General features: G+C 59.8%; 21 protein-coding genes. 17 read left to right on the top strand and 4 right to left on the bottom strand.

What is annotated here, in order from left to right; genetic code table 11:
• Positions 1–459 precede the first annotated feature (459 nt).
• Positions 460–2016, bottom strand: a complete 1557-nt coding sequence (locus LB524_RS17115; protein ID WP_224528527.1) for an argonaute/piwi family protein — start codon at positions 2014–2016, stop codon at positions 460–462.
• Entirely contained in the window at positions 2013–3896 is a 1884-nt protein-coding gene (locus LB524_RS17110; RefSeq protein WP_224528524.1) for a toll/interleukin-1 receptor domain-containing protein, read from the bottom strand. The genes LB524_RS17115 and LB524_RS17110 overlap by 4 nt, the downstream gene beginning before the upstream one ends.
• A gap of 223 nt (positions 3897–4119) precedes the next feature.
• On the opposite strand from LB524_RS17110, the gene LB524_RS17105 reads away from it, so the two are divergent.
• From LB524_RS17105 to LB524_RS17075, 7 genes are all read left to right on the top strand, one after another.
• Positions 4120–5457 (top strand): metallophosphoesterase family protein, encoded by a 1338-nt coding sequence (locus tag LB524_RS17105; RefSeq protein ID WP_224528507.1) that lies wholly within the window; start codon positions 4120–4122, stop codon positions 5455–5457.
• A 2-nt stretch (positions 5458–5459) separates the two neighbouring features.
• Complete coding sequence (locus tag LB524_RS17100) at positions 5460–7526, top strand: hypothetical protein (protein WP_224528506.1); 2067 nt, start codon at positions 5460–5462, stop codon at positions 7524–7526.
• The gene (locus LB524_RS17095) at positions 7523–8578 is read left to right on the top strand and encodes a hypothetical protein (RefSeq protein WP_224528503.1); all 1056 of its coding nucleotides are present in this window, start codon (positions 7523–7525) and stop codon (positions 8576–8578) included. Before LB524_RS17100 ends, LB524_RS17095 begins: the two co-directional genes overlap by 4 nt.
• A gap of 303 nt (positions 8579–8881) precedes the next feature.
• The gene (locus tag LB524_RS17090) at positions 8882–9751 is read left to right on the top strand and encodes a hypothetical protein (RefSeq protein ID WP_224528492.1); all 870 of its coding nucleotides are present in this window, start codon (positions 8882–8884) and stop codon (positions 9749–9751) included.
• 2 nt (positions 9752–9753) lie between these two features.
• On the top strand, positions 9754–10575 hold the full coding sequence (locus LB524_RS17085) for a radical SAM protein (RefSeq protein ID WP_224528490.1): 822 nt from the start codon (positions 9754–9756) through the stop codon (positions 10573–10575).
• 580 nt (positions 10576–11155) lie between these two features.
• Positions 11156–13273, top strand: a complete 2118-nt coding sequence (locus tag LB524_RS17080) for a ParB/RepB/Spo0J family partition protein (RefSeq protein ID WP_140787355.1) — start codon at positions 11156–11158, stop codon at positions 13271–13273.
• A gap of 850 nt (positions 13274–14123) precedes the next feature.
• Positions 14124–14435, top strand: coding sequence for a DUF736 domain-containing protein (locus tag LB524_RS17075; RefSeq protein WP_140787357.1), 312 nt, complete (start codon positions 14124–14126; stop codon positions 14433–14435).
• Between the two features lie 93 nt (positions 14436–14528).
• Here the strand turns inward: LB524_RS17075 and LB524_RS17070 are convergent, their stop codons facing one another.
• Positions 14529–15014 carry a MucR family transcriptional regulator gene (locus LB524_RS17070; protein ID WP_224528698.1) on the bottom strand — a complete coding sequence of 162 codons (486 nt, stop codon included), beginning with the start codon at positions 15012–15014 and terminating at the stop codon, positions 14529–14531.
• A 466-nt stretch (positions 15015–15480) separates the two neighbouring features.
• Here LB524_RS17070 and LB524_RS17065 point away from each other — a divergent pair, with 466 nt between their 5' ends.
• A complete protein-coding gene (locus LB524_RS17065; protein ID WP_411909921.1) occupies positions 15481–16686 on the top strand; it encodes a DUF932 domain-containing protein in 1206 nt (401 codons plus the stop codon).
• 228 nt (positions 16687–16914) lie between these two features.
• On the opposite strand, the gene LB524_RS17060 is transcribed toward LB524_RS17065, so the two are convergent.
• Positions 16915–17130, bottom strand: a complete 216-nt coding sequence (locus LB524_RS17060; RefSeq protein ID WP_224528487.1) for a helix-turn-helix domain-containing protein — start codon at positions 17128–17130, stop codon at positions 16915–16917.
• A 109-nt stretch (positions 17131–17239) separates the two neighbouring features.
• Between LB524_RS17060 and LB524_RS17055 the strand changes: the two genes are divergently transcribed.
• From LB524_RS17055 to LB524_RS17010, 9 genes are all read left to right on the top strand, one after another.
• Positions 17240–17518, top strand: a complete 279-nt coding sequence (locus LB524_RS17055; protein ID WP_224528485.1) for a DNA -binding domain-containing protein — start codon at positions 17240–17242, stop codon at positions 17516–17518.
• 135 nt (positions 17519–17653) lie between these two features.
• Positions 17654–17863, top strand: coding sequence for a transcriptional regulator domain-containing protein (locus tag LB524_RS17050; protein WP_224528482.1), 210 nt, complete (start codon positions 17654–17656; stop codon positions 17861–17863).
• 70 nt (positions 17864–17933) lie between these two features.
• Positions 17934–18455, top strand: a complete 522-nt coding sequence (locus LB524_RS17045; protein ID WP_224528480.1) for a DUF2285 domain-containing protein — start codon at positions 17934–17936, stop codon at positions 18453–18455.
• A 132-nt stretch (positions 18456–18587) separates the two neighbouring features.
• Positions 18588–18863 (top strand): helix-turn-helix transcriptional regulator, encoded by a 276-nt coding sequence (locus LB524_RS17040; protein ID WP_140787366.1) that lies wholly within the window; start codon positions 18588–18590, stop codon positions 18861–18863.
• Between the two features lie 24 nt (positions 18864–18887).
• Positions 18888–19754 carry a replication initiator protein A gene (locus LB524_RS17035; protein ID WP_140787368.1) on the top strand — a complete coding sequence of 289 codons (867 nt, stop codon included), beginning with the start codon at positions 18888–18890 and terminating at the stop codon, positions 19752–19754.
• Between the two features lie 313 nt (positions 19755–20067).
• Positions 20068–20532 carry a DUF2840 domain-containing protein gene (locus tag LB524_RS17030; RefSeq protein WP_224528477.1) on the top strand — a complete coding sequence of 155 codons (465 nt, stop codon included), beginning with the start codon at positions 20068–20070 and terminating at the stop codon, positions 20530–20532.
• Positions 20529–21449: a DUF736 family protein gene (locus LB524_RS29020; protein WP_140787418.1), complete on the top strand. Its 921-nt coding sequence runs from the start codon at positions 20529–20531 to the stop codon at positions 21447–21449. Before LB524_RS17030 ends, LB524_RS29020 begins: the two co-directional genes overlap by 4 nt.
• Positions 21450–21454: 5 nt before the next feature.
• Entirely contained in the window at positions 21455–22543 is a 1089-nt protein-coding gene (locus LB524_RS29015) for a lytic transglycosylase domain-containing protein (protein ID WP_181171029.1), read from the top strand.
• Positions 22544–22790: 247 nt separating this feature from the next.
• Entirely contained in the window at positions 22791–24530 is a 1740-nt protein-coding gene (locus tag LB524_RS17010; RefSeq protein WP_224528474.1) for a relaxase/mobilization nuclease domain-containing protein, read from the top strand.
• The last annotated feature ends 14 nt before the right edge of the window (positions 24531–24544 follow it).

Below are 24544 nucleotides of genomic sequence, written 5' to 3'. Positions count from 1 at the left end.
CTTGCCCGCCGCAGTGCACGAGAGCATTTTGCTCCAGTGCGCTTGCGCCAGCGATCAGAACGATTGTCGTAACGAGACCTATCCACACCCTATCCCCCAAGCGGGAGAATGCTCCTAAATGTAGAAGAGGTCTAGTGAGGCCTATTTGCTGAGGACTCCCTTAGGAGATCACGGTTTCACTGCCCTAGCGCAACAAGTGTCAGTGCCGAGCCGAGGCTCGCCAAACCGATACGCCCCGGATTCTTGAAGTCAAACGGGGCGGCTGAAGGATACGAGCCTCCACAGGTAGTGCATCAGGAAGTGCTCGTCGATGACACCAGCCGAACCGGCAAGATGTGCCATGGCCATGATTGACCCCCACCAGAGGCACGAAGCTAGGCACCTCGACCACTTTGCCGGCGGAGCGTAGCTGGAATTCTGTTGTGATCTTGGCTGAGTCGTCGCCTGTTCACAGGCGGGTCAAACATAGAACTTGAACGGTTGACGCTTCTCCCCCTTGGCCGATCCCATTGTCAGGACATCGCCGACCATCCGCGCAAAGCGCACCGTGACAGGCAAGCCATCGTTAAAGTTGCACGAGTTGTAGTTGATCTTGGTCAGACCCATGATGTCCTCAAGCACGGTCTTGATTTTCGGCTTGGGTTTCTTGGACCGCATCACCGTGATATGCAGTGGATTGGGCGTTTCGGGCCCAATGTAGGTGTCGAGTTGTGGCACGTAGCCTGTCGTCCACAGATACGCCGTCTGATCGTCGAGCAAGAGCGCTGTGCCGCGCAGCACCGGATAGTCGCCATCCCGAAAGAGCTTGGTTTCGCCCCCGGTTGGACGGATCCTTACGCCGACGACATTTGTCTCCTTCGGCGCGGCCGCGACGAAAGCATTCCACTCTTCATCGTTGAAATAGGTCTGCCCGTGAATGAACAGCTCCTTCGGGGGAGCGCCATGCTCTTCGCTGTAGGTTTTCAGCACGAGCTCAAGCAAGTCCTTAGCCGCCGGCGCCTTGAGATGATATTCATAGTCGCCGGTCTTCCAAGGACCATTGGCGCCCCGGAAAACGACGCCGTCACCCTCGCTGAGGAACATCTGAGCGGCGCAGCAGGCGTGCCCGTCAGGATCGTTCGGCAGGCTTTTGTATACCATGCCGATGTAGCAAACGCCGGGCCGCACGTCCGCCAACCGCCATGGTGGTTTCGGCTGCGTCTTATAGTAGAGCCCGGTGGCGAGATTCCATGCGACCGTTGCCGCATCCTGCGTCTTGCGGATAGGATAGTTGGCCTTGTTGAGGAAGGCGCCGGGCGCGAGCGTCGTCTCGCGCACCAACTGCGTCGGCGCGATCCTCAGAAACTCGGCCTTGATCCTGCGATGGAAGTCGGGCACATCCTCGAAAATCGCCTCGTCGGACTGATCGATGGCGCCCATGGCGGACAACAGCGGCAAGTTTTCTTTCGCCTTCTGCCGCTTCTTGAAGTCGCCCAGCTCCAAGGCAAGGGCAGTGCGCTTAGATTGCGGCCGGCAGCGCTCATAGACAATGTCGGGCAGAACAAGGACCCAGACGTCGATTGATCGCTCGTCGTTGCGGCGATGCTGCTCGACACGATCGATGTAGAGGCGGGCGACCTTGTCGACCGCTTCATTGAGATTGAAGATGCGCGTGGCGCGCTCAATATCCTTCAGCTGGATCGACAGCGCACTGCATTCATCCGGATCGAACGATATCCCGAAGGCCTCCTCGAGCCCGGGGAAGTTCGCCAGATGCAAGCGATCGGCCTTCTCACCCTTTCCAGGCGGTGGAACCGGAACGACGGACTTCAGCTTGCGTGCCCAGCTACGAAAATGCGCAATGCCGTTGCTGGTGCCGACCACCCCGACACGGATCTCGCGCGTGCCTTTCGCCTTAGCGTGGGGTCCATAGAGGAACAGACCATCCTTCGGGTGAGGACTGCGCTGCGCGTAGGCGAATTCCAGTAGCGGCTCGTTGAAATGTTCAACCTGGAGCGATTTCTCGGGAAACTTCATTCGTCGGCCTCGTCATCGTTATCCGGGCGACCCAGCGTGCTGACGTCGGCTTCTTCTTCCTCGGAATCGAGAACATCGGGAAGTACTGTGCTCACCGGAGACGCAAACAGCATCGGCGCCGCCTCGATCACCAACTCGGCGTCCTGCGCGAGCGCCAGTCGAATGTTCGCGCTGTCGCCGGACAGGAGCTCAAGGAAAGCAAGCATGCGGCTGTGCCATTGCTTGTTGCGCCATCCCTTGCAGACGCTGCGTCGCAGGCGATGCAGCTTCTTGGGATCGTCGATATCGAGCCCCGCCGGCGTGTTGTTGTCTAGGGAAAACAATACCCGCGCCTTTAGCTTCAGATGCCAGAACGGCCAGAGATAGGGCATCGCGGTGACGCCGAACTGCCAGATATGTCCCTTGGCCACGTTGCGCAGCATCGATGACCGCCGGTCCCCCTGCCTGCCCCACGGAATGCGTTGGCCGGTCCGCATCTGCGTGGCCGATGCGTGGAAGCCGACAGCGTTGGAATAGTGATATTCGACGAAGCCTCTCTCCCTGCAGAACGAGAGCCACGCCTGCTTGATCATCGCAATAACCAGGTTCGATGCGACCTGTCGCTCGATGCCAAGGTTCGGGAAACCGCTGTCGACGAAATCCAGCAACGGGATTTTGTGCTTCATCTGAAAACGGCCAGCCGATGCGAACGCGATGTTGACCTCGGTCTGGTCCGCAAAGCTGAAGAAGCCAACGCCCTGTAGGGCGCATGGATACTTGAACTGCTCGATCGCCCGATCAAGCAACCGGCTGTCGATCGCTCCAGTGCTCTCGTAGTAGCGAATGACGTCGGGCGCTTCCGCGGCGCGCAGCCAGTTCGATGTCAGGCGTTTAGCTTCGTCGACGAGCGGGACCGCGCCACGTCGGCGGAAGATTTCCCAGTTAGGATCGATCACGGCGGGACCGCAGGATCGCGGGACCTTCTGCCTCTGCAGTGCCCCAAGGAGGCTGGCGGCGCCTTCTCCCCAACCACGGACGAAATCGACCGGCATCGTGTCGCCTAGACCTTTGACCTTCTTCCCCTGCTCGACACGAAGCGGAATGATGAAGCGCGGATCGTCGATTTCCTTCGCCACGTCCAACGCAATGTCGAGATCGTCCTGCACGTTCTGGTCGGCAAGGGTCGCATCGCGCCAGACGAGGAGGACTTTCGCCGCACGGTACTGCAGGGCCTGGTTCATCTGCCGCCGCAATTTGTCACCCGGCTGCAGCGTCAGGATGTCGGCGAAAACGCGATAGCCTTCGGCCTCGAGCTTGGGGCCCAGCCACAGCGCAAACTCGTCGTCGATCGGTGTGGCCTTGAGCAGAAATATCGTGTCGCGCACCGCTAGCGCGGCACCCGCGCCAGGCGCGTTCCCTTGCTCCGGCGGCAGCAGATTGGCGAGGACAGGAGGTACCGGTCGCGGCTTTCCGAGCGCTTCTTCGAATGCTTCCTTGATCACCGATTTCAGAACGGGGGTGCTTTGCGCCCAGAGCTTCTGATGAGCTCTCTCGATCTCCGGATATTTGCGCAGCAGCGCATTGAGATCGCCAGGTCCGAATATGTCGCCGGGACCTTGCAGAGCTGGCCCAACAATCTCCGTCAACGCCGTCTTGTTTTTTGGCGTGAGCGAAGCCGATGTGACGAGGATATAGCGCGAGGGTTTCAGGCCATCGATGGCCGTGCGCTCGCTCTTCATCTTGGATTTCAGCGCCGAGAAACCCGATCGGTGATAGTGCTTTGCCTGCAGCACAATATCGCCGTCGGCGAGGGCGAGTCGCCCGTCCATCGCGTCGTCCGGTCCCTCGGGAAAGGCCTCGAAACGCTCGCCAATCTCGCGACCTACGAGGTCGCGGGCCAAGTCCTCAAACTCGTTATGAGACAAACTCGAGAAATCATAAGCCATGCGCCCAGATTGACTGCCCATTTCCTGGGCAGTCAAGCAACCGAGGGCACAATTGCGTCGCGCCTAAGCCTTACCAACAAAAAGATAAACGCGCTTTCTCAGGCAATGCGGCCGAATGATCGTTCGCGCTTGGCAAAAGCGAACGGATCAGGCTATGGCTCTCGGCAGGGGGAGAGTTATGCGGCGTGTGCGAATCCTTCAAATAGGCGATATCCACTATCCGGACTGGCATCCGTCCTCTAGCAACATCGATGCCAAGGACAGCAAGTTCGCTCCGAAAATAACGCAGAAGTTGCGCGCGTCTTCGCTGCGTGCAGTCTTGACGAAACTTCGGCGGCTGACGACTTCGAAGCCCCTGGATTCGATCGCCTTCATGGGGGATTTCACCAGCCGTGGCGACAAGACTTTCATCGCTTCGGCATTCCAGCACTTCACGTTGCTTTGCCGCGCACAGGGGCGCAGTTCACAGGCCCTTCCGTTGATATTTGTACCGGGAAATCACGATGTGAACCGTGATGACGCGCGCGAACTTGGACCGACTGAAAAATTCAGCGAAATGGCGGGTTTAGCCGTCCGCTTCGGTTGGCAGACCGTTCCTGTGGACCAGCCAGTGCATTTCAGACTTCCGACAGGATCTGGAGGCGCGAATTTCATCCTCGTCAACACAGCGATAGGCAGTTGGGAGCTTCAGAACCTTCCCGCTTTCCTTCGTGATCGTCTCAAGGAACTCAGTCCTTCTACCGAACCCGTAGATCTCGGCTCGCCGGACACCTCAGGACATTCGCCCGCGACGCCTCCCAGCGATCCAGACAAGGAGGAGTCCGACGACGAGTATTATGGTCAGATGGACACGCCATACATCTCGCGTGAGATGCTTGCAGGCCTACAGGAATTGCTCCAGCAGCCCGACATGCGTTTTGGCATCATGATCGGCCATCACAATCTGCTGCCACAGAAGATTCCGCGCATTACGCCATACGGGGAGATGCTCAACAGCGGGTTTGTCAGAACTCAGCTGCTGCAGGGCAACAAGCCTATCGTCTACCTGCATGGACACATACACGCCGATCCGGTCGAGATCGTCAACGATCCAAGGTTTCCAGACGGCAAGTTGATCTGCATCTCAGCACCAGAGATACAGTCAGGTTTCAATGAGCTCGTCTTCTTCATGACCGATCAGGGAGAGCTCGTCGGCATCCGACTTATACCCTACCGCACCAACGTCGCCGACGGGACCGTCATGGAAGGCGAACATTGCTTTATCTCGACCATATCCAACGGGAAGGCCTTTCTGAACAACGACACGTTTGACCTGCTGCGCCGGCTCCGCGACCATGCCAGGGGGCGCGGGACTGGGCTACTCTTCTGGGACGAAATCACTGAGATTGCCGCCTCCGCCGAGCTCGGACTAGATCTGGAAGACTCTCTTCTGATGCTCCAAGCGGCGCGCGCCGTCGAGATAGACGGCCTCACGAAGGCAACCTCGGCTTGGCGCATTAAGGTAAGGGACGAATAACGATGCAAAATCCGTTCGGCCCCAACAGGATTGAGTACGAAAGCCGCCCGATATTGTGGTTCAGTCAGAAGTCGGCCTTGATTTCTGCCGCCGCCAAGCCGGTCTTCGTCGCAGGGACGAGAGGCAGTGGCAAGACCAGCATTCTTCGCTCGCTTTCCACAGTCCATATCCTCGAAGACAAAAGCCTTGCGGATCAAGTCGGCAAGCTCGGCTGGTATGGCGTCTTCTTCCAGCTTAATGAGACATTCTCGCCTCTAATCGATAACGCGGTTCTGACCCTCATTCCGGAGCAGATACGTCTTGATACGGCCGCGGTGATCCCGCGGCAGTTCGTAATTTTCTCTCACTACCTGGAGCTAAAGATAGTCGAACGCCTGCTCGAGAGCATCGGCCAGCTCAGGCGCGACGGGCACCTAAAATACCGGGCCTCGGAAGACAGGGATGTCGCCCTCTCGCTGCATCGCGAAGTGCTGCACTTCATACCGCAACCTGCCCGTCTTGATTTCTTCAGCATCGATGAGCTGCGGGGCGGGATAACCCGGTACGTGGACGAATGCTTTAACGCATTCTTCTTTGCCGCCGATGCCGGTGCGACAAACTTCAGAGCGACAGACCCTGGCGCGATCATCAACAAGGTCGCGACCGCGATTAGTCCGCTTTTGGAAGGACCATCTTTCGCCAGTGACAGGATGCCTTTCTTCAAGATCCTGATTGATGACTGTGAAGCCCTGACACCGCTCCAGCAACAGTTTCTGAACACCTTGGTGAGGAAGACCCGCGGCAACGTGAAGTGGGTCCTCGCCTACATCGGCGGCCTCTACGACACGATCCGGACGATCATACCCGGCCAGTCGCTCTCGAATGCCGACCGCGACGTCGAGAATCTTGATCTAGTCGATCCGAGAGAGTTCGCAATTCTGTGCGAGAACGTGGCGTCGCTTCGGCTCTACTATGCGCTTCCTGACCATCTGCGGAGCGCTCTCAAGCGCAACGACCCGCTCAGCGCGTTTTCGCTCAAGAACCGGCTGGGGCGGCTTTCCGTTAACGACATCATCGAGCGGGTTATCGTATCGGGTCATTCCGAGGGCAGAGAAGAGCTGGTGGCAGTCGCTGATTCAGCACGTGAATTCCTCTCCGTGAATTTGAGGACGGCGGATCAGCAGCAATTCCTCCTTGATCGAAAAGCGCGGCCTTATGCCGAAGGGCTGGCGCTCGCGCTCATGAACCCGGATATTAAGCGCCGGCCCATGAGCAAGGCGGATGCTTCAAATCTGAAGAGGTCGATCGCTCGGAAACAGGGGTGGGCTTTTCTGAAGGCGTGTCGGATGCTCCGTCTCCACGACTATCCGTACGTAGGGCACCAGATCATTACATCATTGAGCGACGTCTGTATCCGCGATTTCCTCGATATAATGGGAGAGATCTTCCGCCGCAGTGTTCCGAGTGCCAGTGATCCAGGAAAACTGGTGGAGTTCATCAACTCGGATTTACAGATTCATCTCGAACAGCAAAGGCAGGCAGTGAACGCCGCATCCCAACGGAAGCTTGATGGACTTCAGGCGCTTTCACACCCATACGAAGAAGAGAGCGTGCGCATGGTGCGGGCGTTGGGCTATCTGACAGCTCGCCTCCAGACAGAGTTTGCTGAAGAAAATGCTCTCGGAACGACAGAGAGAGGCATTTTCAGGGTCGATCTGCATGAAATGCGCTCGCTAGTAAACCGACTGGAGCAACCCAGCGGAAAACTGGACGAGGTCCTGCGTCGGGCGGAAAGGGATGGGTTTATCCGGGAGGTTTCCGCCGCCGGCAACCTTGAGGTGGACCGCGCCGACCCCGCATCGAAGGAGATGATGATCAGGTTGCATCGGCGATTTGCACCTTACTTCGGGTTCTCCTATCGCGGCCCGTACGAAATCAACACAATCCCTGCGGCGCGGATGGTCGACCTGCTTTTTACCAGGCATCGGCTGCCAGAAGACTGGGCCGACTCGGTGTTTAAGGAGCTCGTCGCGCGGCCCGCACTCAAGGCCGAATTCCAGCACTCGCTTTTCGAGAGCGATCTCGAATGACCGCTTCAACTGTCGATTATCGTGTCTTCGGCCATCTGGCCGTCACCGAGAAGGCGAGAGATCCAGGTACCTGCGAAACGGTAGAGGCAGATATCGCGATCGTCGCGCTTGGCTGGGAAACGCGTTTCGCCGCGTTCGAGAACCATCTTGACCTGAAGGTCGGCAAGATCGTGGTTCTGGACTTTGCACTGAAGGAAGCGAACGTCCCGGCCGTCGAAGAAAACCGGCGAAAGCTCGTCGCGATGGGTAACCGATGGGGCGTCGAAGTGAGTGTGATCACCCTCGAGCCTTCCATCGAGTATCAGAAGAACATCAATCTCCTCGACCACCTGCTCACTCAGATGGCCGCTTCATGTGGCTCATACGAAGGAAGCCTGAGGAGGGTTTTCGTCGAATGCTCGACGATGCCGCGAATCTATATCCAATGGCTGATTGCGGTGGCATTCAAGAAAATGTCGATTCAGTCTCTCGAGTTCGGGTACGCCGAAGGTATCTACGGGAACGCGAGCGGCAAAGAAGATTTTTCCAGCGGCTTGGACCGATACGTCACCGTCCCTCACCTTCAAGGCAGCGGAGGAATGGGCGAAGAGAAAGTCCTGCTCGTGGGGATCGGAGGAGATGCCGACGTGTTCTACGGATTAATCGATATCGTTAGTCCGGAACGGATCTCGCTACTCGTGCCCAGAAGCGAAAAGAATGCGCATATCGATGCGCTGCTCGATCAGCAGGTGGCCAAGGTTCGTGAAACCCACCGGCTCGAAGATGGCGAAGTTCGCGACATCCAGGCTTTCGGACTGATGGCCCACCTCGATGCGTTCGAGACATATCTCGACGGGTTCGGCTCACGTGCGGTGGTGAACGTTTTTGTCAGTGGCCCGAAGGTTCAGGCCATCGCCGCTGCCGTGCTCGCCTGCTCCGACAGCCGCGTCCATCTCAAGGCACGAATTCCCACCTCTTATGCCCATCGCGAAGTCTCGGCGAATGGGCGGTACCATATCTACAGGCTGATCGACCTGACATCGCCTGCCTGCAGCCTTCCCGGGACGTTCTGACGCTATCTTGCATTCGAGTAGCACCTGGTCCCAGTGGCCGTTCCGGCCGAGCCTTCGGCGCATGTTCGGGAGCTGCAGCAATCGGCCCCGATCGGGTCAACGGGCACGAATCCCACTTGGAAGCTGAGGCCTGGATCTACGTCAGGTCAGGAGGAGAATGCAGACTGGCAGGATTCAGTCTAATCCGCGACTAGCTACCACATATACTCAGGCGAGACCCTTCAGTATAGAAATACTGAGAGCTGGCCAATATGTTAGGGCTCTGTCGCGGTAGCGCAACAAGCTCAGTCTTTGGGTGGGTGCATGATGAAAATAAGACGGCTGAACGTGTACAAACTCGGGCTTTTTATTGAAGCACTCGTTTTTGTCGTAAGCGCGTTCGGTGCGACGTGGCTTACCAGCTTTGTGAAAGCACCATGGTGGGCATATGTCGTTGTCGCGGCCATCGCTATGGGCATGTTCGCAGCTGTGCGTTGGGCGCTTTCTGAGCCGCAACGTATGGCACTTTTGGCACACAATACCCTAGCGGACAAATTAGCGGACGCAGCCGTCTCGTATGGCGTGACAGATTTGTATAACATGCAGAGGCTCGCAGATCAGAACCGGCGCAACAATGACACGGCGCTCACAATAAATAATGCCCACACGATGTCGCTGGCGGCGAACTCAGGAGCGTCTTATCTATCGATTGGATTGCAACGTCACTGGCCAGCCGTCAGACAGCGGTTGTGCGAAAGGGTTCCGTTCCGGGTTATCCTGCTGGATCCATTCTGCGATGAACGCGCGCTGAGAAACTCCGTCAACGTTGCGGGGGAGCGGGATGACAGCAAGCTGCCGTTTGGCGATATTATCCGCGCGTACAACGAATTCTCGAATCTGGAGATTCGATTTGTCGATGCGGGAATGAGCTGTAGCGTTTTCATTACACAGGATGAAGCTTACTTCGATCCCTATCATCTTGCTGAGGATGGCGGCAGAATCTCCAATCGCTTCATGTGCTTAAAGATGCGCAAGGGCGATGTTCGACAAGGTATCTCGAACTATGAGATGATGAGTCGCCATTTCGATGCGCTCTGGAACGCTTCCATCCCGCTGGAGGACTGGCTAAGTAAAAACGGTTATGAGAAGAAAATTGCGCTTCCAGAGCTGCATTCTCGCAAGAAACTAATTTGATAATGCGTGTAATCCTGAATTTCGAGCACCGCTGTAATTTGAAATGTAGCTGGTGTTACGTTCCTTTCGTTCGAGCCAAGCCGGATTTCGTAGTAACTAATCGGGTACTAGCCCGGCTGCATGAGTATGGGATTTCCAAGATAACGATAGGCGGAGGTGACCCCACCCTCTATCATGAGTGGCGTGACCTGGTTGCGAACGCCAAAATGGCAGGCTTGTTCGTTCACCTAGACACTAATGGCATTGGTCTTCGCCATTGCGAGAGCGACAAAACTGCTCTGCTTTCCTATGTTGATCTGCTTGGCCTACCCATTGACGGGCCCGACTCCTCGACACATGGCCTCATAAGGCAGCATCCCAAGCATTTCGAGATCGTCATTGATCGGATGAGTTGGCTCCGTGAGCTTGGCGTGGCAATCAAAATTAATACGATCGTCACGAAAAAGAACTTCTCCCTCCTGGAAGACATGTCAGAGTTAATACGTGCTCTAGCTCCATCAATCTGGAGCGTTTATGAATACTGGCCGCTTTCTGTTGGGGGAGCCAACAGGGAACAATGGGACGAACCGAGTGGGGGTCTGGCCGCTGCTATCGCTGGCCTGCCTCGATATGTCGGAAAAACCCGTATCGAAAAGAACCTCCGACATGCACGACGGCTCACTTATCCGATCGTCGCACACGACGGTGAAATCTATATCCATTCCGCTTCGGATATCGACCAGCTACAGCCGCTAGGCTCTATCTTCGAATGTGGCGTGCTGGAGAGAGCCTTCGCGTCATGCACAGAAGAAAGGGCGGAAGCTCAAAGTAGGTACACGCCATAGCTCGCGGCTTCCGGCGCGAGATCGACATTGGTTCGCAATGTGGACTTACGTCTGCCTCCCCACAAGTGCTGCCCTAGACGCTTCCAACACCAGATTTGCTGTGGTTTCGTTCTAGGCAGTGTTCCGAAATCCACTGGCGCTTGTTGAACGCCGCTGCGGACGGAGGCAGTCGTTGAGACCAGCCGGTCTCGTCGCCGCAGTCGGTCCCGCGTCGCGCCTGCGGCGCCGCTATGCTGACGCTCCTTCGGCTGCTTCATTCTTGGAGGGAAGCCGGGCCAAGGTGCTCTTTGCGCATGAGGATATCCAACACGGCCAAACAACCGGACGACACTCACACGCGAGGGGAGAGATGGTCTTGGCCATCTCTCCCCCGCGAATGCCGTCTGCGCAGAGCGAAGCCGCCCGCTCGCAAGGCGGCAAATGATCCCCATCACTTAAATTGATCCGAGCCGCCCCGCTCGCCGCGCAGCCCAGCTCCGCTCGTCGGCATTCGCCCCCCTCTCTGCCGCGCGCTCACGCGCCCCCGGAAGGCATGCCGAGGGGCATGCCTTCGGCATGTTAAGAGAAAGGACCCAGAACCATGACCATCCATGCAAAAAACGTCGAAACCGGCACCGTTAGCCAAAGCGGCACCGAGGTTTTCATTCCGCTGAACAAGCTGAAAAAGTCGCCGCGCAATGCGCGCAAGACGCCGCATAGCGAGGCGATCATCGAAGCTTATGCAGCAAGCATTGCCGCCAAGGGTGTCCTGCAAAACCTTGTGGTTGAGCCGGAACTTGGCGGCGAGGGGACTGAAACCGGCTTCTATCTCGTCACCATCGGTGAAGGCCGCAGGCTGGCTCAGCTTTTGCGCGTGAAGCGGAAGCAGATCAAGAAGACCGAACCGATCCGCTGCGTCATCGACACCGTGAACGATGCGCACGAGATCAGCTTGGACGAGAACGTTACTCGCGAGGCGATGCATCCCGCTGACCAGTTCGAGGCATTCCGTCGCCTCAATGAGGAGCGCGGATGGGGAGCGGAAGAAATCGCCGCCCGCTTCGGTGTGACCGCACACGTGGTGCGGCAGCGTCTGCGACTTGGTTCTGTCAGCCCGAGGCTGATGCAGGTCTACCGCGATGGTAATCTGACCCTCGACCAGTTGATGGCCTTCGCCATCACCGAGGATCATGCACGGCAAGAGCAGGTTTTTGACAGCCTCACCTACAATCGCGATCCGTACATGATCCGTCGCCAGCTTACACAGACCCATGTTGCGGCTGCCGACCGCCGCGCCATCTTCATCGGTGAAGAGGCCTATATCGACGCCGGCGGCATGATCATCCGCGACCTGTTCACGGATGATCGCGGTGGTTTTTATGATGACGCGGCCTTGCTCGACCGAATGGTCATCGAGAAGCTGCAAGGCGTCGCGGAAACCGTCAGGCAGGCCGAAGGTTGGAAATGGGCGGATGTCCATATCGACTATCCGCACGCGCATGGTCTGCGCCGCACCTATCCGCAGCCGGTGGCTTTGTCGGAGGAGCACGAAGCTGCCTATGCGCAGGCGTTGGAAGAGTTTAATCGGCTGACGGAAGAATGGAGCAGCGCCGAGGAACTGCCTGACGATGTCGATAAGCGTTTTGGCAAGCTTGAGGCTGAGATCGAGCACATCGACGCACTGCGCCACGCCTACGATGCCGATGTCGTTGCGCGCGGCGGAGTGTTTGTCGTGCTTTCCCATGACGGGACGGCGCGCATCGAACGCGGCTTCATCCGGGGCGAAGACGATCAGCCGGAAACGGAAGTGCAGGAAGAGAGCGATGGCTACACCATCAATGGTGATGGTGAGATCATCGAGGAAGGTGTCGGTCCGGACGGTGATAGCGACGACGAAGCGGAGGATTCCGGCAAGCCTCTTTCCGATATTCTCGTGCGCGACCTGACCGCGCACCGGACACTCGGCCTTCGCCTTGCGCTTGGCGAGCAACCGGACATCGCGCTGATCGCCGTCACGCACGCACTTGCCGCGCAGGCTTTCTATCAGGGTGCCGAAGCTCACTGCTTGGAAATTCGCCCCACCAGCACTTACTTGGCCGGCCACGCGGATGGCATCGAGGACACGGCGGCGGCCAACGCGCTGGCGGATCGTCATGCGGGATGGGCGGCGGATATGCCGGTCGATGTGGCCGACCTATGGGGCTACATCGCCGCGCTCGACCATGCCAGCGTCATGGCGCTGTTTGCGCATTGCGCCTCGCTCACGGTCAACGCCGTGAAGCAACCTTGGGAGCGCAAGCCACGCGCTCATGAGACGGCCGACATGCTGGCAACGGCGGTCGCGCTCGACATGACGGCACATTGGAGGCCGACCGTGAGCTCCTATCTCGGGCGTATCACCAAGGCACATATTCTTTCCGCCGTATGCGAGGCAGTGAGCGACGAGGCGGCCGAGAGGCTTGCTGCCTTGAAGAAGCAGCCGATGGCCGAAGCCGCCGAGCAGTTGTTGGCCGGAACAAGCTGGCTCCCGGCACTCATGCGCACAACGGAGCCCGCTGCGCTTGGAGAGGCGCATGACGTGACCGGTGAGGCAGCGGCGGCAGCAGACGAACCGTCCGGGGCGGACTTTGAGCCTCCTCAGGGCGAGACGGACTTGGCCGCAACGGATAGCGGGAGCGTGGCCGAGGAAGGCGAACCGCTCCACATTGCAGCCGAGTGATAGGCGCAGGCCGGAGCTGCTTCAGCGGCTCCGGTTTAGTTGCTTTGACAGGTACTAGAAATTTCCGGCCGCGCTTCCGCGCGGCCGGAACCTCGACAGCACGACACCATCAATCGGAACAACGAAAAGCCATTCCAAACGCGACACGCTTCAATCCCACGACGCGGCGGACGGCGGGGGACTTTCCCGCCGAAGCTCCGGCGGGGGACGCAGGTTTTTCAGTGGCCGATCATACTGCAACGCTGGGGAGGATCATTTGGGCATCGTCCGCGCTCTGGTCTCGACCAGGCTCGCACAGACCGGGGCGGCGGTCGGATATCCCGCTGGATGTGGCAGTAGTCGCTGCCCTGGCGCGGGTATGGCTTTCCGTGCCGCATCGAATGCAATGGGTTTCAAGGCAAAGAGCGGCGAAAGCCTGGATCTTCCATCGTCACCATCGTATTTCCGCGGGGCAGGATCCCTCCCTTGCCGTGTATTGGCTTCCCTGATCCACGAGCCCTTTGCGCTGTGAATCCAATTGACCGCCATTGCGGCGGTTCCTCTTTCGTCTGCCGGCAAGCCACGCCCACGGCGTCCTCGAATGGATTGGGTCTGACCGAAGACCGGCTTCGCCTCGATCGCTTCCCGCAACGGCGGCGCTGCGTTTTCTTCCCCTGGCCGAACCACCCCACTACGAAGCGTGGCGGGGACCCCGGTTTGCGCGGCCATTCCTCGCGGTCCAAGAAAGCCTCGCCCTGCCGTCTTCCACTTCGTTTCAGCCCCTTCGGGATGCGGACCGATCGTCTCCAGTCTCACGACCACCATCGAGGCCGCGATGGGCGCGGCTCGAGCAATAGAAGGAACCACCGCAATGGCTACGATCGGCATCTTCACCAGGACCGCAAAGGGCTTCAAGGGCTCAGTCAAGACCCTCAACCTCAACGTCAAGACCGTCGATTTCGTCCCCGCCGACGGCGACAACGAAAAGGGCCCGGACTACCGCATCTTCGCCGGCGCCACCGAATTCGGGGCGGCATGGAAGAAGACCTCGCGCGAAGGCCGCGATTATCACTCGGTCAAGCTCGACGACCCGAGCTTCCCCGCTCCGATCTATGCGAGCCTGGTCGAGACCGAAACCGAAGGCGAGTTCTCACTCATCTGGTCACGCCGCACCGCCGAGTGAAATCAACTCCGCCAAGAAGCCCCGGCGCGCCGCGCCGGGCTTCACCATGCTCAGTCCGCCACCGCCCGATCGTAGTCAGTTCGATGGAGCAGGCTAGGCCTTGGCAACTTTCCGTGTTTTCTTGACCGGCGACTTTGCAGCAGGCGAGGTTACGGTCGCGGCAGCTGCACGAGTCGTCCGTTTCGGCTTCTGCGCCTTGGTTATTTCTGGTGCAACCGGCTTGCGCCCGAGACCGACCGCCTTCGCCAACGCCGAGCGGGTAGCGGCATAGTTCGGGGCGACCATCGGATACTCGGCAGGCAGGCTCCACTTCTGCCGGTATCCCTCGGGGCTCAGATTGTAATGCGTGGCCAGGTGCCGCTTCAGCGATTTGAACTTCTTTCCGTCTTCCAGACAGATGATGTAGTCCGGCGTCACCGACTTCCTGATCGAAACGGCAGGCTCCAGTTTCACCGCAGGTTCGGCCACGGATGTGCCGACGTTCTGCAGAGCGACATGAATATCGCCGATCAGTTTCGGCAGCTCTGCCGCCGGCACCGGATTGTTCGACACATAGGCGGAGACAATATCGGCAGCGATCGATACGAGATCGGCTCTGGTCTATAGGTCCTCGGACACGGTCATGAAATCTTCCCTCTTGATTCTCTTGGGCAGCAATTAAAAATTTCGTGGCTGTCTATCTGATCATCAAGCAAATAATTCGTTATCATCTGACGATCGCCATTCTTGCGAATATCAACTCGGCAAGCACCACTACCATGATCTGATCGCAACCGAACGACGCTGGCGATCGTTTTCAGGGAAGCGAGGAGACTTCCCCCTCGCTTCCCCGCTATTGCCGCCTGTGCAGAGCAGGACCGCCGGCTCGCAAAGCGGCCGACCGGTCGCCAACCATCAATCAATCCATCCGCTCCGCTCGACCGTGCAGCCCGGCTCCGCGCGCCGGCAATGGCCCCCATCACTCCCGCGCGCTCACGCGCCCCCGGAAGGCATGCCGAGGGACATGCCTTCGGCATTGACGGAAAAAGGAGCGACCCCAATGAACATGACCACGAACACCAACAGCATCGACAACAGCCAGCAGCAGCCAGTTTCCGGCGGCTTTCGCGTCGACATCTCGCGCGGCGAGCGGATCGGCCGTGTTTCGTCGGAATGGTTCTCGCGCCCCGACGATGAGCGCTATCTGTCGCTGACCGAGCTTTACGATGCGGTGCGCGCCCGCACGGATCACGCCACAGCCCGCACCGTTGAGAGCCGCGCCGTCCGTGTCGAGGCGAGCCGTGAGAATGCGGAAAGGCTTTCGCTAATTGTTCCCGGACAAGACCAGCCGATTGCGCCCACCCATTGGAGCTTCGGCCAACTTTGCAGCCTTGTCGGCGCTCCCGCGACTTACATGCGCCAGCTTCCCGCGCCGCTGGCAGGCATCAACCTGCAGCACGGCCTGCTCAATCACCGCGCCGAGCTTGTCAAAACCTTGGAGGCAGAAGACGGACGCGTCGAGCTTCGTGCCGTCACCGGCCCGGACTACGGGCGCATCTGGGATCACGAGCTAGTCGCCGCCGTCATGAAGATCGCAGGCAACGGAATCGGCGACACCATGTGGAAGGTGCCGGGCATGCTGGATTGGGCGACCATGACGCACAATCCCTTCATGGACATCACCAAGGACACCACCACGCTTTACGCGAGCGATCGCGACGTGTTCCTGTTTCTGGTCGACGACACCCATCCCATCGAGGCGGGACGCCTGCCGAACGGAGAGCCGGATTTGTACTTCCGGGGATTTTATTGCTGGAATTCGGAGGTCGGCAGCAAGACGCTTGGCATCGCCTCTTTTTATCTTCGCGCCGTGTGTATGAACCGCAATCTTTGGGGCGTCGAAGGTTTTGAGGAAATCAGCATCCGTCATTCGAAATTCGCGGCGCAGCGCTTTGCCCACGAGGCGGCACCTGCCTTGACCAGTTTCGCCAACTCCTCACCCGCGCCGTTTATCGCTGGCATCAAGGCAGCCCGCGAGAAGATCGTCGCTCGCTCTAATGACGACCGCGAAACCTTCCTGCGCAAGCGCGGGTTCTCGAAGGCTGAAGCCGGCAAGGTCATCGAAACCGTCTTGCAGGAGGAGGGTAGGCCACCCGAAAGCATTTTTGATTTCGTGCAGGGCATGACAGCGCATGCGCGCACCAAATCCCATCAGGACAGCCGACTTGAGCTTGAAGGAAAGGCCAAGGCATTGCTCGAAAAGGCAAGCTGATTGTCCGACACTGCGCGGTCGGATATCTGGCCGCGCAATGGCCACGCAATTTGCCGTCGATCCGCGAACGCGGATCGACCGTCGCGGTGGCGCTTGGCTGGCTGCCCCCGCTCGCCGGGCTCCGCCCGGCTCGCGATGCGACTACGGTCATGGCTATCAAATGCATTTCGGACTTATGTACCCGTCCTGCCGATCCGCACGATCCGCTAAGCGGTACCCAGCGTCGACTTACCGTTTTGATATTCTGATGAGCTCGCATGGGTCCACATTCAGCGCAGCGGCGATTCTGCCGAGAACACTGACGCTGGCCGAAACTCGAGCACGCTCGATCGAGCCGACGTAACGCATGCTCAACCCAGAGCGGTCCGCCAATTCCTCCTGCGTCACATCCTGATCATGGCGCAAACGACGCAAATTGGTCGCCATGACCTCCTTGAGATCCATGACGACTACGGACCAGAAGAGGAACTATCGTTCTAGGAATGATCGTTCCTATTCGCTACAGTCAGATCCGGTCTGAAGAATGGTCTGTTGAAGCGGGACAGTTCACACTATGCTTAAACCTCTGCTTGATCCCGACGTCGCCGACGTTGCGCCGGTCGCCTCGATCCTGACCGGCTATGATGAGGAGCGTCTTCTCACCTACATCCGGCTTCTTGATGCGGCAGCTGAGGATGCCGACTGGCGCGAGGTGGCCAGGATCGTTCTGCACATCGATCCCGAGAAGGAGCCCGATCGCGCTTTCAGGGCTTGGGAAACACATCTCGCCCGTGCTCGATGGATGACGACCAACGGCTATCGGTATCTCCTGGCAGGCGGTGCACCACACTAGGCACCGTTGACCCTCTAGCTGTGCTGAATCAGCAAAGCGGTTTGCCGACTCTCTGACTACCCAGCCGAACTGGCGTCTCGGAAGCTGATTGCGAAGCTCGCTGCCGAACGCGAGCCTCCGATGAGGACCGTTGCCATGTCGCACAGCGATTGGACCGATCCGGCGGCATACGAGCACATGCGCGGCTACGAAGCCGATAAGTTTGCCGCCGAGTACCTGATCCGGAACGCTGATTTCGCCGCCGAATGCGACCGGCTGGCGTCACGTCCATTGATGGCAGGAGAACTCGCCGGTCCGCCAGATTTCGCCGCTCGTTGGGGCGCGCGATTTCGCGATCGTTGGTGACGAGCCTCTATCTCCTGAACACATCGTCTGGACCGAACAGGCTTCGCCACGAGTTCTTCGCGCAACGAAGTTGGCAGCTGCCGCCGGTTCCTCGCAGCCGGCCCTTCAACCTACCCAACTCAACACGGCTCACAGCTGGACCGAAGCCGAGCAGGTTCATATGATTCTCTGGCCGCAGGCGCCGGAGGCATGTCACATTGTCTCTGGTGAACCTGACGGCCTGCTCGACATTAACGCCATTGTCCTGCCGCTCGATGCGAACTTCGAAACCCGCCTCGACGCCGCGCGCCGGTTCTGGCGTGCGGCGAACGGTCGTCCACTCGGCACCCTCTATGGTTCCTTGCCTCAACAAACCAGGCTGAGGCACATACTCAATCTGCGCGTCTTTGATGGAAGAAGCACGCGGGTGCCCTATCGCCGGCTGGCCGAGGAACTCCTGTCGCGAGAACCTATCGCACCGCGCGACTGGCGCGATCATCATCTTCGCCACAAGCTACGGGCGATCCTGCGACGCGCCGACCGCCTGGTCGCCGGAGGCTATCGCGACCTTCTCCTCTATCCCCAGAGCCGCAGCCGCAAATCCGACTGCTGAGATTTTCAGCCGGGGGGTAGCAAAAACGCGCCCGCGATCTTTGCCCTCCTCCCATTTTCTCAATTCGGCCATCGTCCGTTTCGCGCGTCCCGGCAGGCCAGGGCGACAGCAGAACCCAATGGAGATTAAGCGATGTCGAAGGCGGACGCGCCCCAAAAATATCTTCGCACCAAGGAGGCCGCACCTATCGTTGGTCTCTGCGCCCGGACACTGGAAAAACACCGGACCTATGGCACTGGTCCCAAATACCGCAAGGTCGGTGGCCGCGTTCTCTACGACATCGCCGACCTGCATGCCTGGATCGAGCTTGGCGCGCGCACATCCACCAGCGACATAAACGCCGCCTATGTTCCGCCCGCCAAGCCACATGCGGCGCGCGCGCCCGCCTACGCCGGCAAGTCGCGCTGAGATTTCGAGCTGCGGGATCTGGACATGCGCCCAACACCGACAGACCTGGAGCCGATTGCGCTGTTTCATGCGCGGCCCGGCAAGATGGCGTTGCGCGATGCGCAGGACTTGATGGCCTGGCCATTCTTCTCGCTTGCCAAATCGCGGCGTATCACGCCGATCGATTTCCGAGTGGGTGAAATCGCCATCCGTGTCGAGGCTACCATCGAGCACGGCATGGCAACTATCTGGGATGCCGACATCCTGATCTGGGCCGCCTCGCAAATTGTCGATGCCCGTGACAAGGGGCTGCGGACCTCGCGCATGATGGCGGCGACGCCGCACGAAATCCTGACCTTCATCGGTCGCGGTACGTCCGCCCGCGAGTATCTGCTGCTCAAGGCAGCGCTCGACCGTCTCCAGTCGACCACCGTCGCCACCTCGATCCGCCAACCCACCGAGCGGCGCATGCACCGCTTCTCCTGGATCAACGAATGGAAGGAACGGGCCGACCATCGCGCTCGACCGCTTGGCATCGAGCTTGTCCTGCCCGACTGGTTTTATGCCGGCATCATGGTCGACGCCTTCGTGCTCACCATCGACCATGCCTATTTCGACCTGACCGGCGGCATCGAGCGCTGGCTCTATCGTCTCGTACGAAAACATGGCGGACGACAGGCGCATGGCTGGTCGTTCGACCTGCGCCATCTGCACGTAAAATCCGGCAGCCTGTCTGCCTATAAGCGCTTCGCCTTCGAGGTTCGCGGCATCGTTCGCCGGCAATCCTTGCCGGGCTATCGGCTTGCTCTGGGTGTGACGCAGGCCGGCGAACCTCTGCTCACTTTCAAGGCCTGCCATCCCGACCCTTTCAATCCCTTCGGCAAGGCCAGGGCAGCGGAGGACAAGCTGTGAATCAACTCGTCATTTCGGGAACCCGACGGCACGGGATTTCGGGAACCCGTTCCTCGTCATTTCGGGAACCCGATTACCGCTCAACCCATGGAAGCGGAAGCCGAATTCACGCTGCTAACTTATCTAACTTAGAATCCTTCGGATTCTTTCTAACGGAACATGCAGTTCCGCGCTGCTGCGAACAATCGCGGCAACGAGGCTACCGGTCCGCGTTCGGTGGGATCGAAATTCGTTCTCATGCTGGCGAGGCAATAGCTCATTCGCATCCAGCCGATGCCATTGTGACCGCCCACCTCCCGCAGGGGAGGAGCGTATGAACGAGCTCACCTATGTCGAACTGCTCTGGCTGAAAAAGCGGATCGAGAACTACATTCGCTTCGGCAACACCGTCGAGAACAGGATCATCGACAGAAGCCGCCGCGTTGTCGCTTTCGCGCCTGGCAGCATCTTCGCCTTCGTCCGCTGGACGGCCAACGACTTCGGCACCATCGCCTCACGCGTTGACATTCTGCGCGCCGTCGGTGCCGGCAAGCGTTGCTCGACCGTCGCCTATGTGCGGCCCGGCGGTGACATCCTGCTCACCGCCACTGGCTGGCCGAAGGTCGAGAAAGTGCTCGAGATCATCGACGCCATCGAGGCGACCGGCGTCGATGCGATAGATGTCTCGCCGGAGTATTGGCGACATGTCCACAGTCGCCTCGCGGTACGCGAAAACCCTCGGCCGTATACGCGGCAGGGGCATGAAGCTTGGCTTATGCGGCGGCGGATCGAGCCATGAACGCACGCGGCAAGATAGTCGTTGCGATGCTCGCCGGCACGGCGTTGATCGCTGCCCCAGCTACGATCGGATTTTCACCGAGGTTCATCTGGAACGCGTCGGCAAGCGTGCCGGTCGGGCTCTATCGCGTCGAGGCAAGTCGCAGGATCGATGTCGGCGATCTTGCCGTTGTCATGCCACCCGAACCGTTGGCGGGCTTGCTCGCCGAGCGCGGATATCTGCCCCCCGGTGTGCCGCTGCTGAAGCACGTTCTGGCACTCAGCGGCGCAACGGTATGCCGAAACGGGACCGCCATCGTCGCCGACGGCAAGACCCTTGGATATGCGCGCGAGCACGACGGCAAAGGTCGCTGGCTGCCTGCGTGGCAGGGCTGCCGTGTGCTTGCCGAAGGCGAAGCCTTCTTCATGAACCCGGATGTCGCCGACAGTTTCGACAGCCGCTACTTCGGCGCCCTTCCAGCGGCGGCCATCATCGGCCGCGCGGTTCCCGTCTGGACAGAGACGACACGTCTCCGGTGCCCTTTGTGTCCGGCGATCTGCCGCCCCGACAGTTTCCAAGAGCTCACCCACCCCGCAACGAGAGGATATCGCATGGCACAGATCGGCATCTTCACCCGCAACGATGACGGCTTCTTCGGCAACATCTCGACGTTGATGATCGACGCCAAGCTCTCCATACTGCCAGCCGAGAAATCGGGCGCCGAACACGCGCCCGAACACCGCATCTATTGCGACGGCGTTGAAATTGGCGCGGCTTGGGATCGCACGGGCGAGAAGGCTGGCGCCTATCTCTCGGTGCTGATCGACGATCCGTCATTCACGTATCCGGTCCGCGCCAGTCTGTTTCAGGCTGCTGCCGAAAAGGATGTCTGGAATCTGCATTGGAGCCGGCCCTCGAAGCGCGAAGAGCGAGCCTGAGTTCTATGCTCCGATCGCGCGTCATCGAGCTTGCTCAGGTAAACCCTTTGATCGATCGGGCGCCGGTCAAACCCTTCGACCCGATCGCCGATCAGGCGGCCGTCGCGCGCAGCGGAGGTCAAGGGCGGCCGGACACTTGTCCACCGATTGAGGCGTTGTTTGCGCTGCCACGCATAGGACGCAGGTCCAGTCGGCGTAGCCTTGCCCTTGACGGAAGCGAGCACGGCGGCAGGCTGTCGGCGTGTCGGGAAAGTGGTGCGTGCGTTACCGTTCGCCAGTGCATAGCGATGCTCTCGGTGTGCACGTCGCTCATGCTTGATTGTGCTGCCTACCCGGCGGAAGCACCTCCGCAATCGGCGCTAAAATCCTGCGCCGGAAGAGCGGTCGGGACCAGCGGAGAGTGGTCCGGTTACATATTTGAGGCCGCCAAACGTTTCGATCTTCCCGAGCGCTTGATCCGCGCCGTGATGCATGTCGAGAGCGGCGGGGATGTCCGCGCCGTCTCGTCCGAAGGCGCAATGGGGTTGATGCAGATTATGCCCACCACGTGGGAAGACCTGCGCATCAAACACAATCTCGGCAAAGATCCGTTCGCGCCCCGTGACAATATCCTGGCCGGAGCGGCCTATCTCCGCGAGATGCTCGACCGGTTTGGCCCGAAGGGATTTCTCGCCGCCTACAATGCCGGACCTCAACGCTATCAGGAGCATCTTTCCAAAGGTCGCCGGCTGCCCCGTGAGACGATCGACTACGTTGCGAAGCTTATGCCCCTGATCAACGGAGCCGTCGAGATTCTGCCCCACTCGCGAGGATTGGGAAGCAAGTCGAGCGCAGATCGGCCGCAGCGCTTCGAGCGCGGCGCTACTGCGATAAATGACGCCGTTTCGCGCGGCAGCGGAGGCGTCGATAGCGTCTACCAAACTGTGTTCACAGAGATTCGTTCAGCCGACATGCCGTCGAAGATCGACACCGCGGTGAACGATCTGACGGCGCTTGCACCGTCGCCGGATGTTGCGCCCAAAGATACGGGTCCCTCACTGAAGCCGGCTACGAAAAACCTCTTTATTGCACGATCTCTCGGTGCATCGCGATGATCACCGGATTTGTTGCAAATCGCACTTTGGCCTGTTGTGTCGCGGGATTGGCGGCGGGAGGGCAGTTCACCGGGGAAGTCGAGGAGGGATGGCGAGATAAAAGGCCGCGAGGTGCGGCTGATGGCGGTCGTGGTTTTTCAGTGGGTTACGCGCCGATTGCGCGATGTGTGCGACATTCGCACGCCTCGCGCTTTCGCGGCTTGCACAATGATTTCCGCATCTTGATGAGATGTGAAGGGCCTTGGCCATGAGCGGCGAGGACGATTTCCGCATCCGGCCGGGCCGCATCCGCTCGACCCGCGCACAGCAGGCCAGGCCCTTCATCGCCCAGGCGCTCGCCGCCGCCCAGAAGGCCGGCGGCCACGTCTCGCGATCTGGCAGGATCACAACCGGCAATCGCTCGCGCTTCGGCCGCGGCATTCGCGCGACCATTCAGGCCAACCGCCTGCTTACGGGACGGTCCCGCATTGCTGTAATCAAGACGCGCGTCGTCCGGCACTCGGCACGATCGGCACCGCTATCCGCGCACCTCAATTATCTCCGCCGCGAGGGCGTCACCCGCGCCGGGGAAAAGGCGCGGCTGTTCGGGCCCGAGACCGACCATGCTGATCCTAAAGATTTCGCGGAGCGCAGCGAGGGCGACCGGCATCACTTCCGCTTCATCGTCTCGCCCGAGGACGCGGTGGAGATAGCCGACCTCAAGACCTTCGCCCGCGAACTTATGGGCCAGATGGAAAAGGACCTCGGCACGAAGCTCGATTGGGTCGGCGTCGATCACTGGAACACCGACAATCCGCACGTCCATATCATCCTGCGCGGGCGAACCGATGACGGCCAGGACCTCGTCATCTCGCGCGACTATATCAGGCAAGGAATGCGCGACCGGGCGCAGGATCTTATCACCCAGGAGCTGGGGCCGCGCACGGACCACGAGATCCGCCGCAATCTCGAACGGCAGATCGAAGCGGAACGCTGGACCAGTCTCGATCGCCAGCTTGCGCGCGACGGCAATCGCACCGGCGTCATCGACATGGCACCGAGGCCGGACCGCCAGCCAGATGAATTCCATGCGATGAAGGTCGGGCGGCTTCACAAACTCGAAACCCTCGGTCTCGCCGATCAGGTCGGCCCCGGCCAATGGCTGATGTCCGAGAATGCCGAAGCGACGCTGCGCGAACTCGGCGAGCGCGGCGATATCATCAAGCGCATCCATCGCGGCCTGACAGAACGCGGAATCGAGCGCGGGGCAGCGAACTTTGTGTTGGCTGGCGAAAGTCTGGATGAGACCATCGTCGGCCGCCTGGTCGACCGTGGCCTCGACGATGAGTTGAAGGGTACGGTCTATGCCGTGGTCGACGGCACGGACGGACGCACCCATCACATCAAACTGCCCGACCTCGACGCAGCCGGCGACAGCGCGCCGGGCTCGATTGTCGAGCTTCGCAAATTCGACGATGCGCAGGGTCGCCGCCGGGTGGCACTTGCGATCCGCTCCGACCTCGACATCGAACGGCAGGTCACCGCGACCGGGGCCACCTGGCTCGACCGTCAGGCGATCGCGCGCGAGCCGGTGGCTCTCGGCGGAGGCGGCTTCGGCGCCGAGGTGCGCGCCGCCATGGACCGCCGCGCCGATCGTCTGATCGAACAAGGTTTTGCTGAACGGCAGGGCCGCAGTGTGATCTTCACCCGAAACCTGATCGACAGCCTGCGCAAACGCGAAATCGAGGCGCTGGGCGAAAAGCTCGCCGGCGAGACCGGACGACCGTTCAATCAATACGCGAGCGGCGACTATGTTGCCGGCACTTACCGCCAGCGTTTCGCGCTCGCCTCCGGTCGCTTCGCCATGATCGACGACGGGCTCGGCTTTAAGCTGGTGCCTTGGTCGCCGTCCCTGGAAAAGCAGCTCGGCCAGCATGTCTCCGGCGTAACGCGCGGCGATGGCGGCATCGACTGGAGTTTTGGCCGCAAACGCGGGCTCGGCTTGTAATCCCGTCCTCGTCT

Source organism: Mesorhizobium sp. ESP6-5, from assembly GCF_020164695.1.
Lineage (GTDB): Bacteria > Pseudomonadota > Alphaproteobacteria > Rhizobiales > Rhizobiaceae > Mesorhizobium > Mesorhizobium australicum.
The sequence above is the reverse complement of the archived record's forward strand: the minus strand, read 5'-3'. Positions and strand labels throughout refer to the sequence as shown.

Excerpts from the sequence above, each read along its gene's own strand:
- LB524_RS17040 (WP_140787366.1), top strand. The coding sequence starts at position 18,588 with ATGTCGAAGGCGGACGCGCCCCAAAAATATCTTCGCACCAAGGAGGCC.
- LB524_RS17080 (WP_140787355.1), top strand. The coding sequence starts at position 11,156 with ATGACCATCCATGCAAAAAACGTCGAAACCGGCACCGTTAGCCAAAGC.
- LB524_RS17095 (WP_224528503.1), top strand. The coding sequence starts at position 7,523 with ATGACCGCTTCAACTGTCGATTATCGTGTCTTCGGCCATCTGGCCGTC.
- LB524_RS17055 (WP_224528485.1), top strand. The coding sequence starts at position 17,240 with ATGCTTAAACCTCTGCTTGATCCCGACGTCGCCGACGTTGCGCCGGTC.
- LB524_RS17060 (WP_224528487.1), bottom strand. The coding sequence starts at position 17,130 with ATGGATCTCAAGGAGGTCATGGCGACCAATTTGCGTCGTTTGCGCCAT.
- LB524_RS17085 (WP_224528490.1), top strand. The coding sequence starts at position 9,754 with ATGCGTGTAATCCTGAATTTCGAGCACCGCTGTAATTTGAAATGTAGC.
- LB524_RS17075 (WP_140787357.1), top strand. The coding sequence starts at position 14,124 with ATGGCTACGATCGGCATCTTCACCAGGACCGCAAAGGGCTTCAAGGGC.
- LB524_RS17030 (WP_224528477.1), top strand. The coding sequence starts at position 20,068 with ATGAACGAGCTCACCTATGTCGAACTGCTCTGGCTGAAAAAGCGGATC.
- LB524_RS17100 (WP_224528506.1), top strand. The coding sequence starts at position 5,460 with ATGCAAAATCCGTTCGGCCCCAACAGGATTGAGTACGAAAGCCGCCCG.
- LB524_RS29015 (WP_181171029.1), top strand. The coding sequence starts at position 21,455 with ATGCTCCGATCGCGCGTCATCGAGCTTGCTCAGGTAAACCCTTTGATC.
- LB524_RS29020 (WP_140787418.1), top strand. The coding sequence starts at position 20,529 with ATGAACGCACGCGGCAAGATAGTCGTTGCGATGCTCGCCGGCACGGCG.
- LB524_RS17090 (WP_224528492.1), top strand. The coding sequence starts at position 8,882 with ATGATGAAAATAAGACGGCTGAACGTGTACAAACTCGGGCTTTTTATT.
- LB524_RS17115 (WP_224528527.1), bottom strand. The coding sequence starts at position 2,016 with ATGAAGTTTCCCGAGAAATCGCTCCAGGTTGAACATTTCAACGAGCCG.
- LB524_RS17065 (WP_411909921.1), top strand. The coding sequence starts at position 15,481 with ATGACCACGAACACCAACAGCATCGACAACAGCCAGCAGCAGCCAGTT.
- LB524_RS17035 (WP_140787368.1), top strand. The coding sequence starts at position 18,888 with ATGCGCCCAACACCGACAGACCTGGAGCCGATTGCGCTGTTTCATGCG.
- LB524_RS17010 (WP_224528474.1), top strand. The coding sequence starts at position 22,791 with ATGAGCGGCGAGGACGATTTCCGCATCCGGCCGGGCCGCATCCGCTCG.
- LB524_RS17105 (WP_224528507.1), top strand. The coding sequence starts at position 4,120 with ATGCGGCGTGTGCGAATCCTTCAAATAGGCGATATCCACTATCCGGAC.
- LB524_RS17050 (WP_224528482.1), top strand. The coding sequence starts at position 17,654 with ATGTCGCACAGCGATTGGACCGATCCGGCGGCATACGAGCACATGCGC.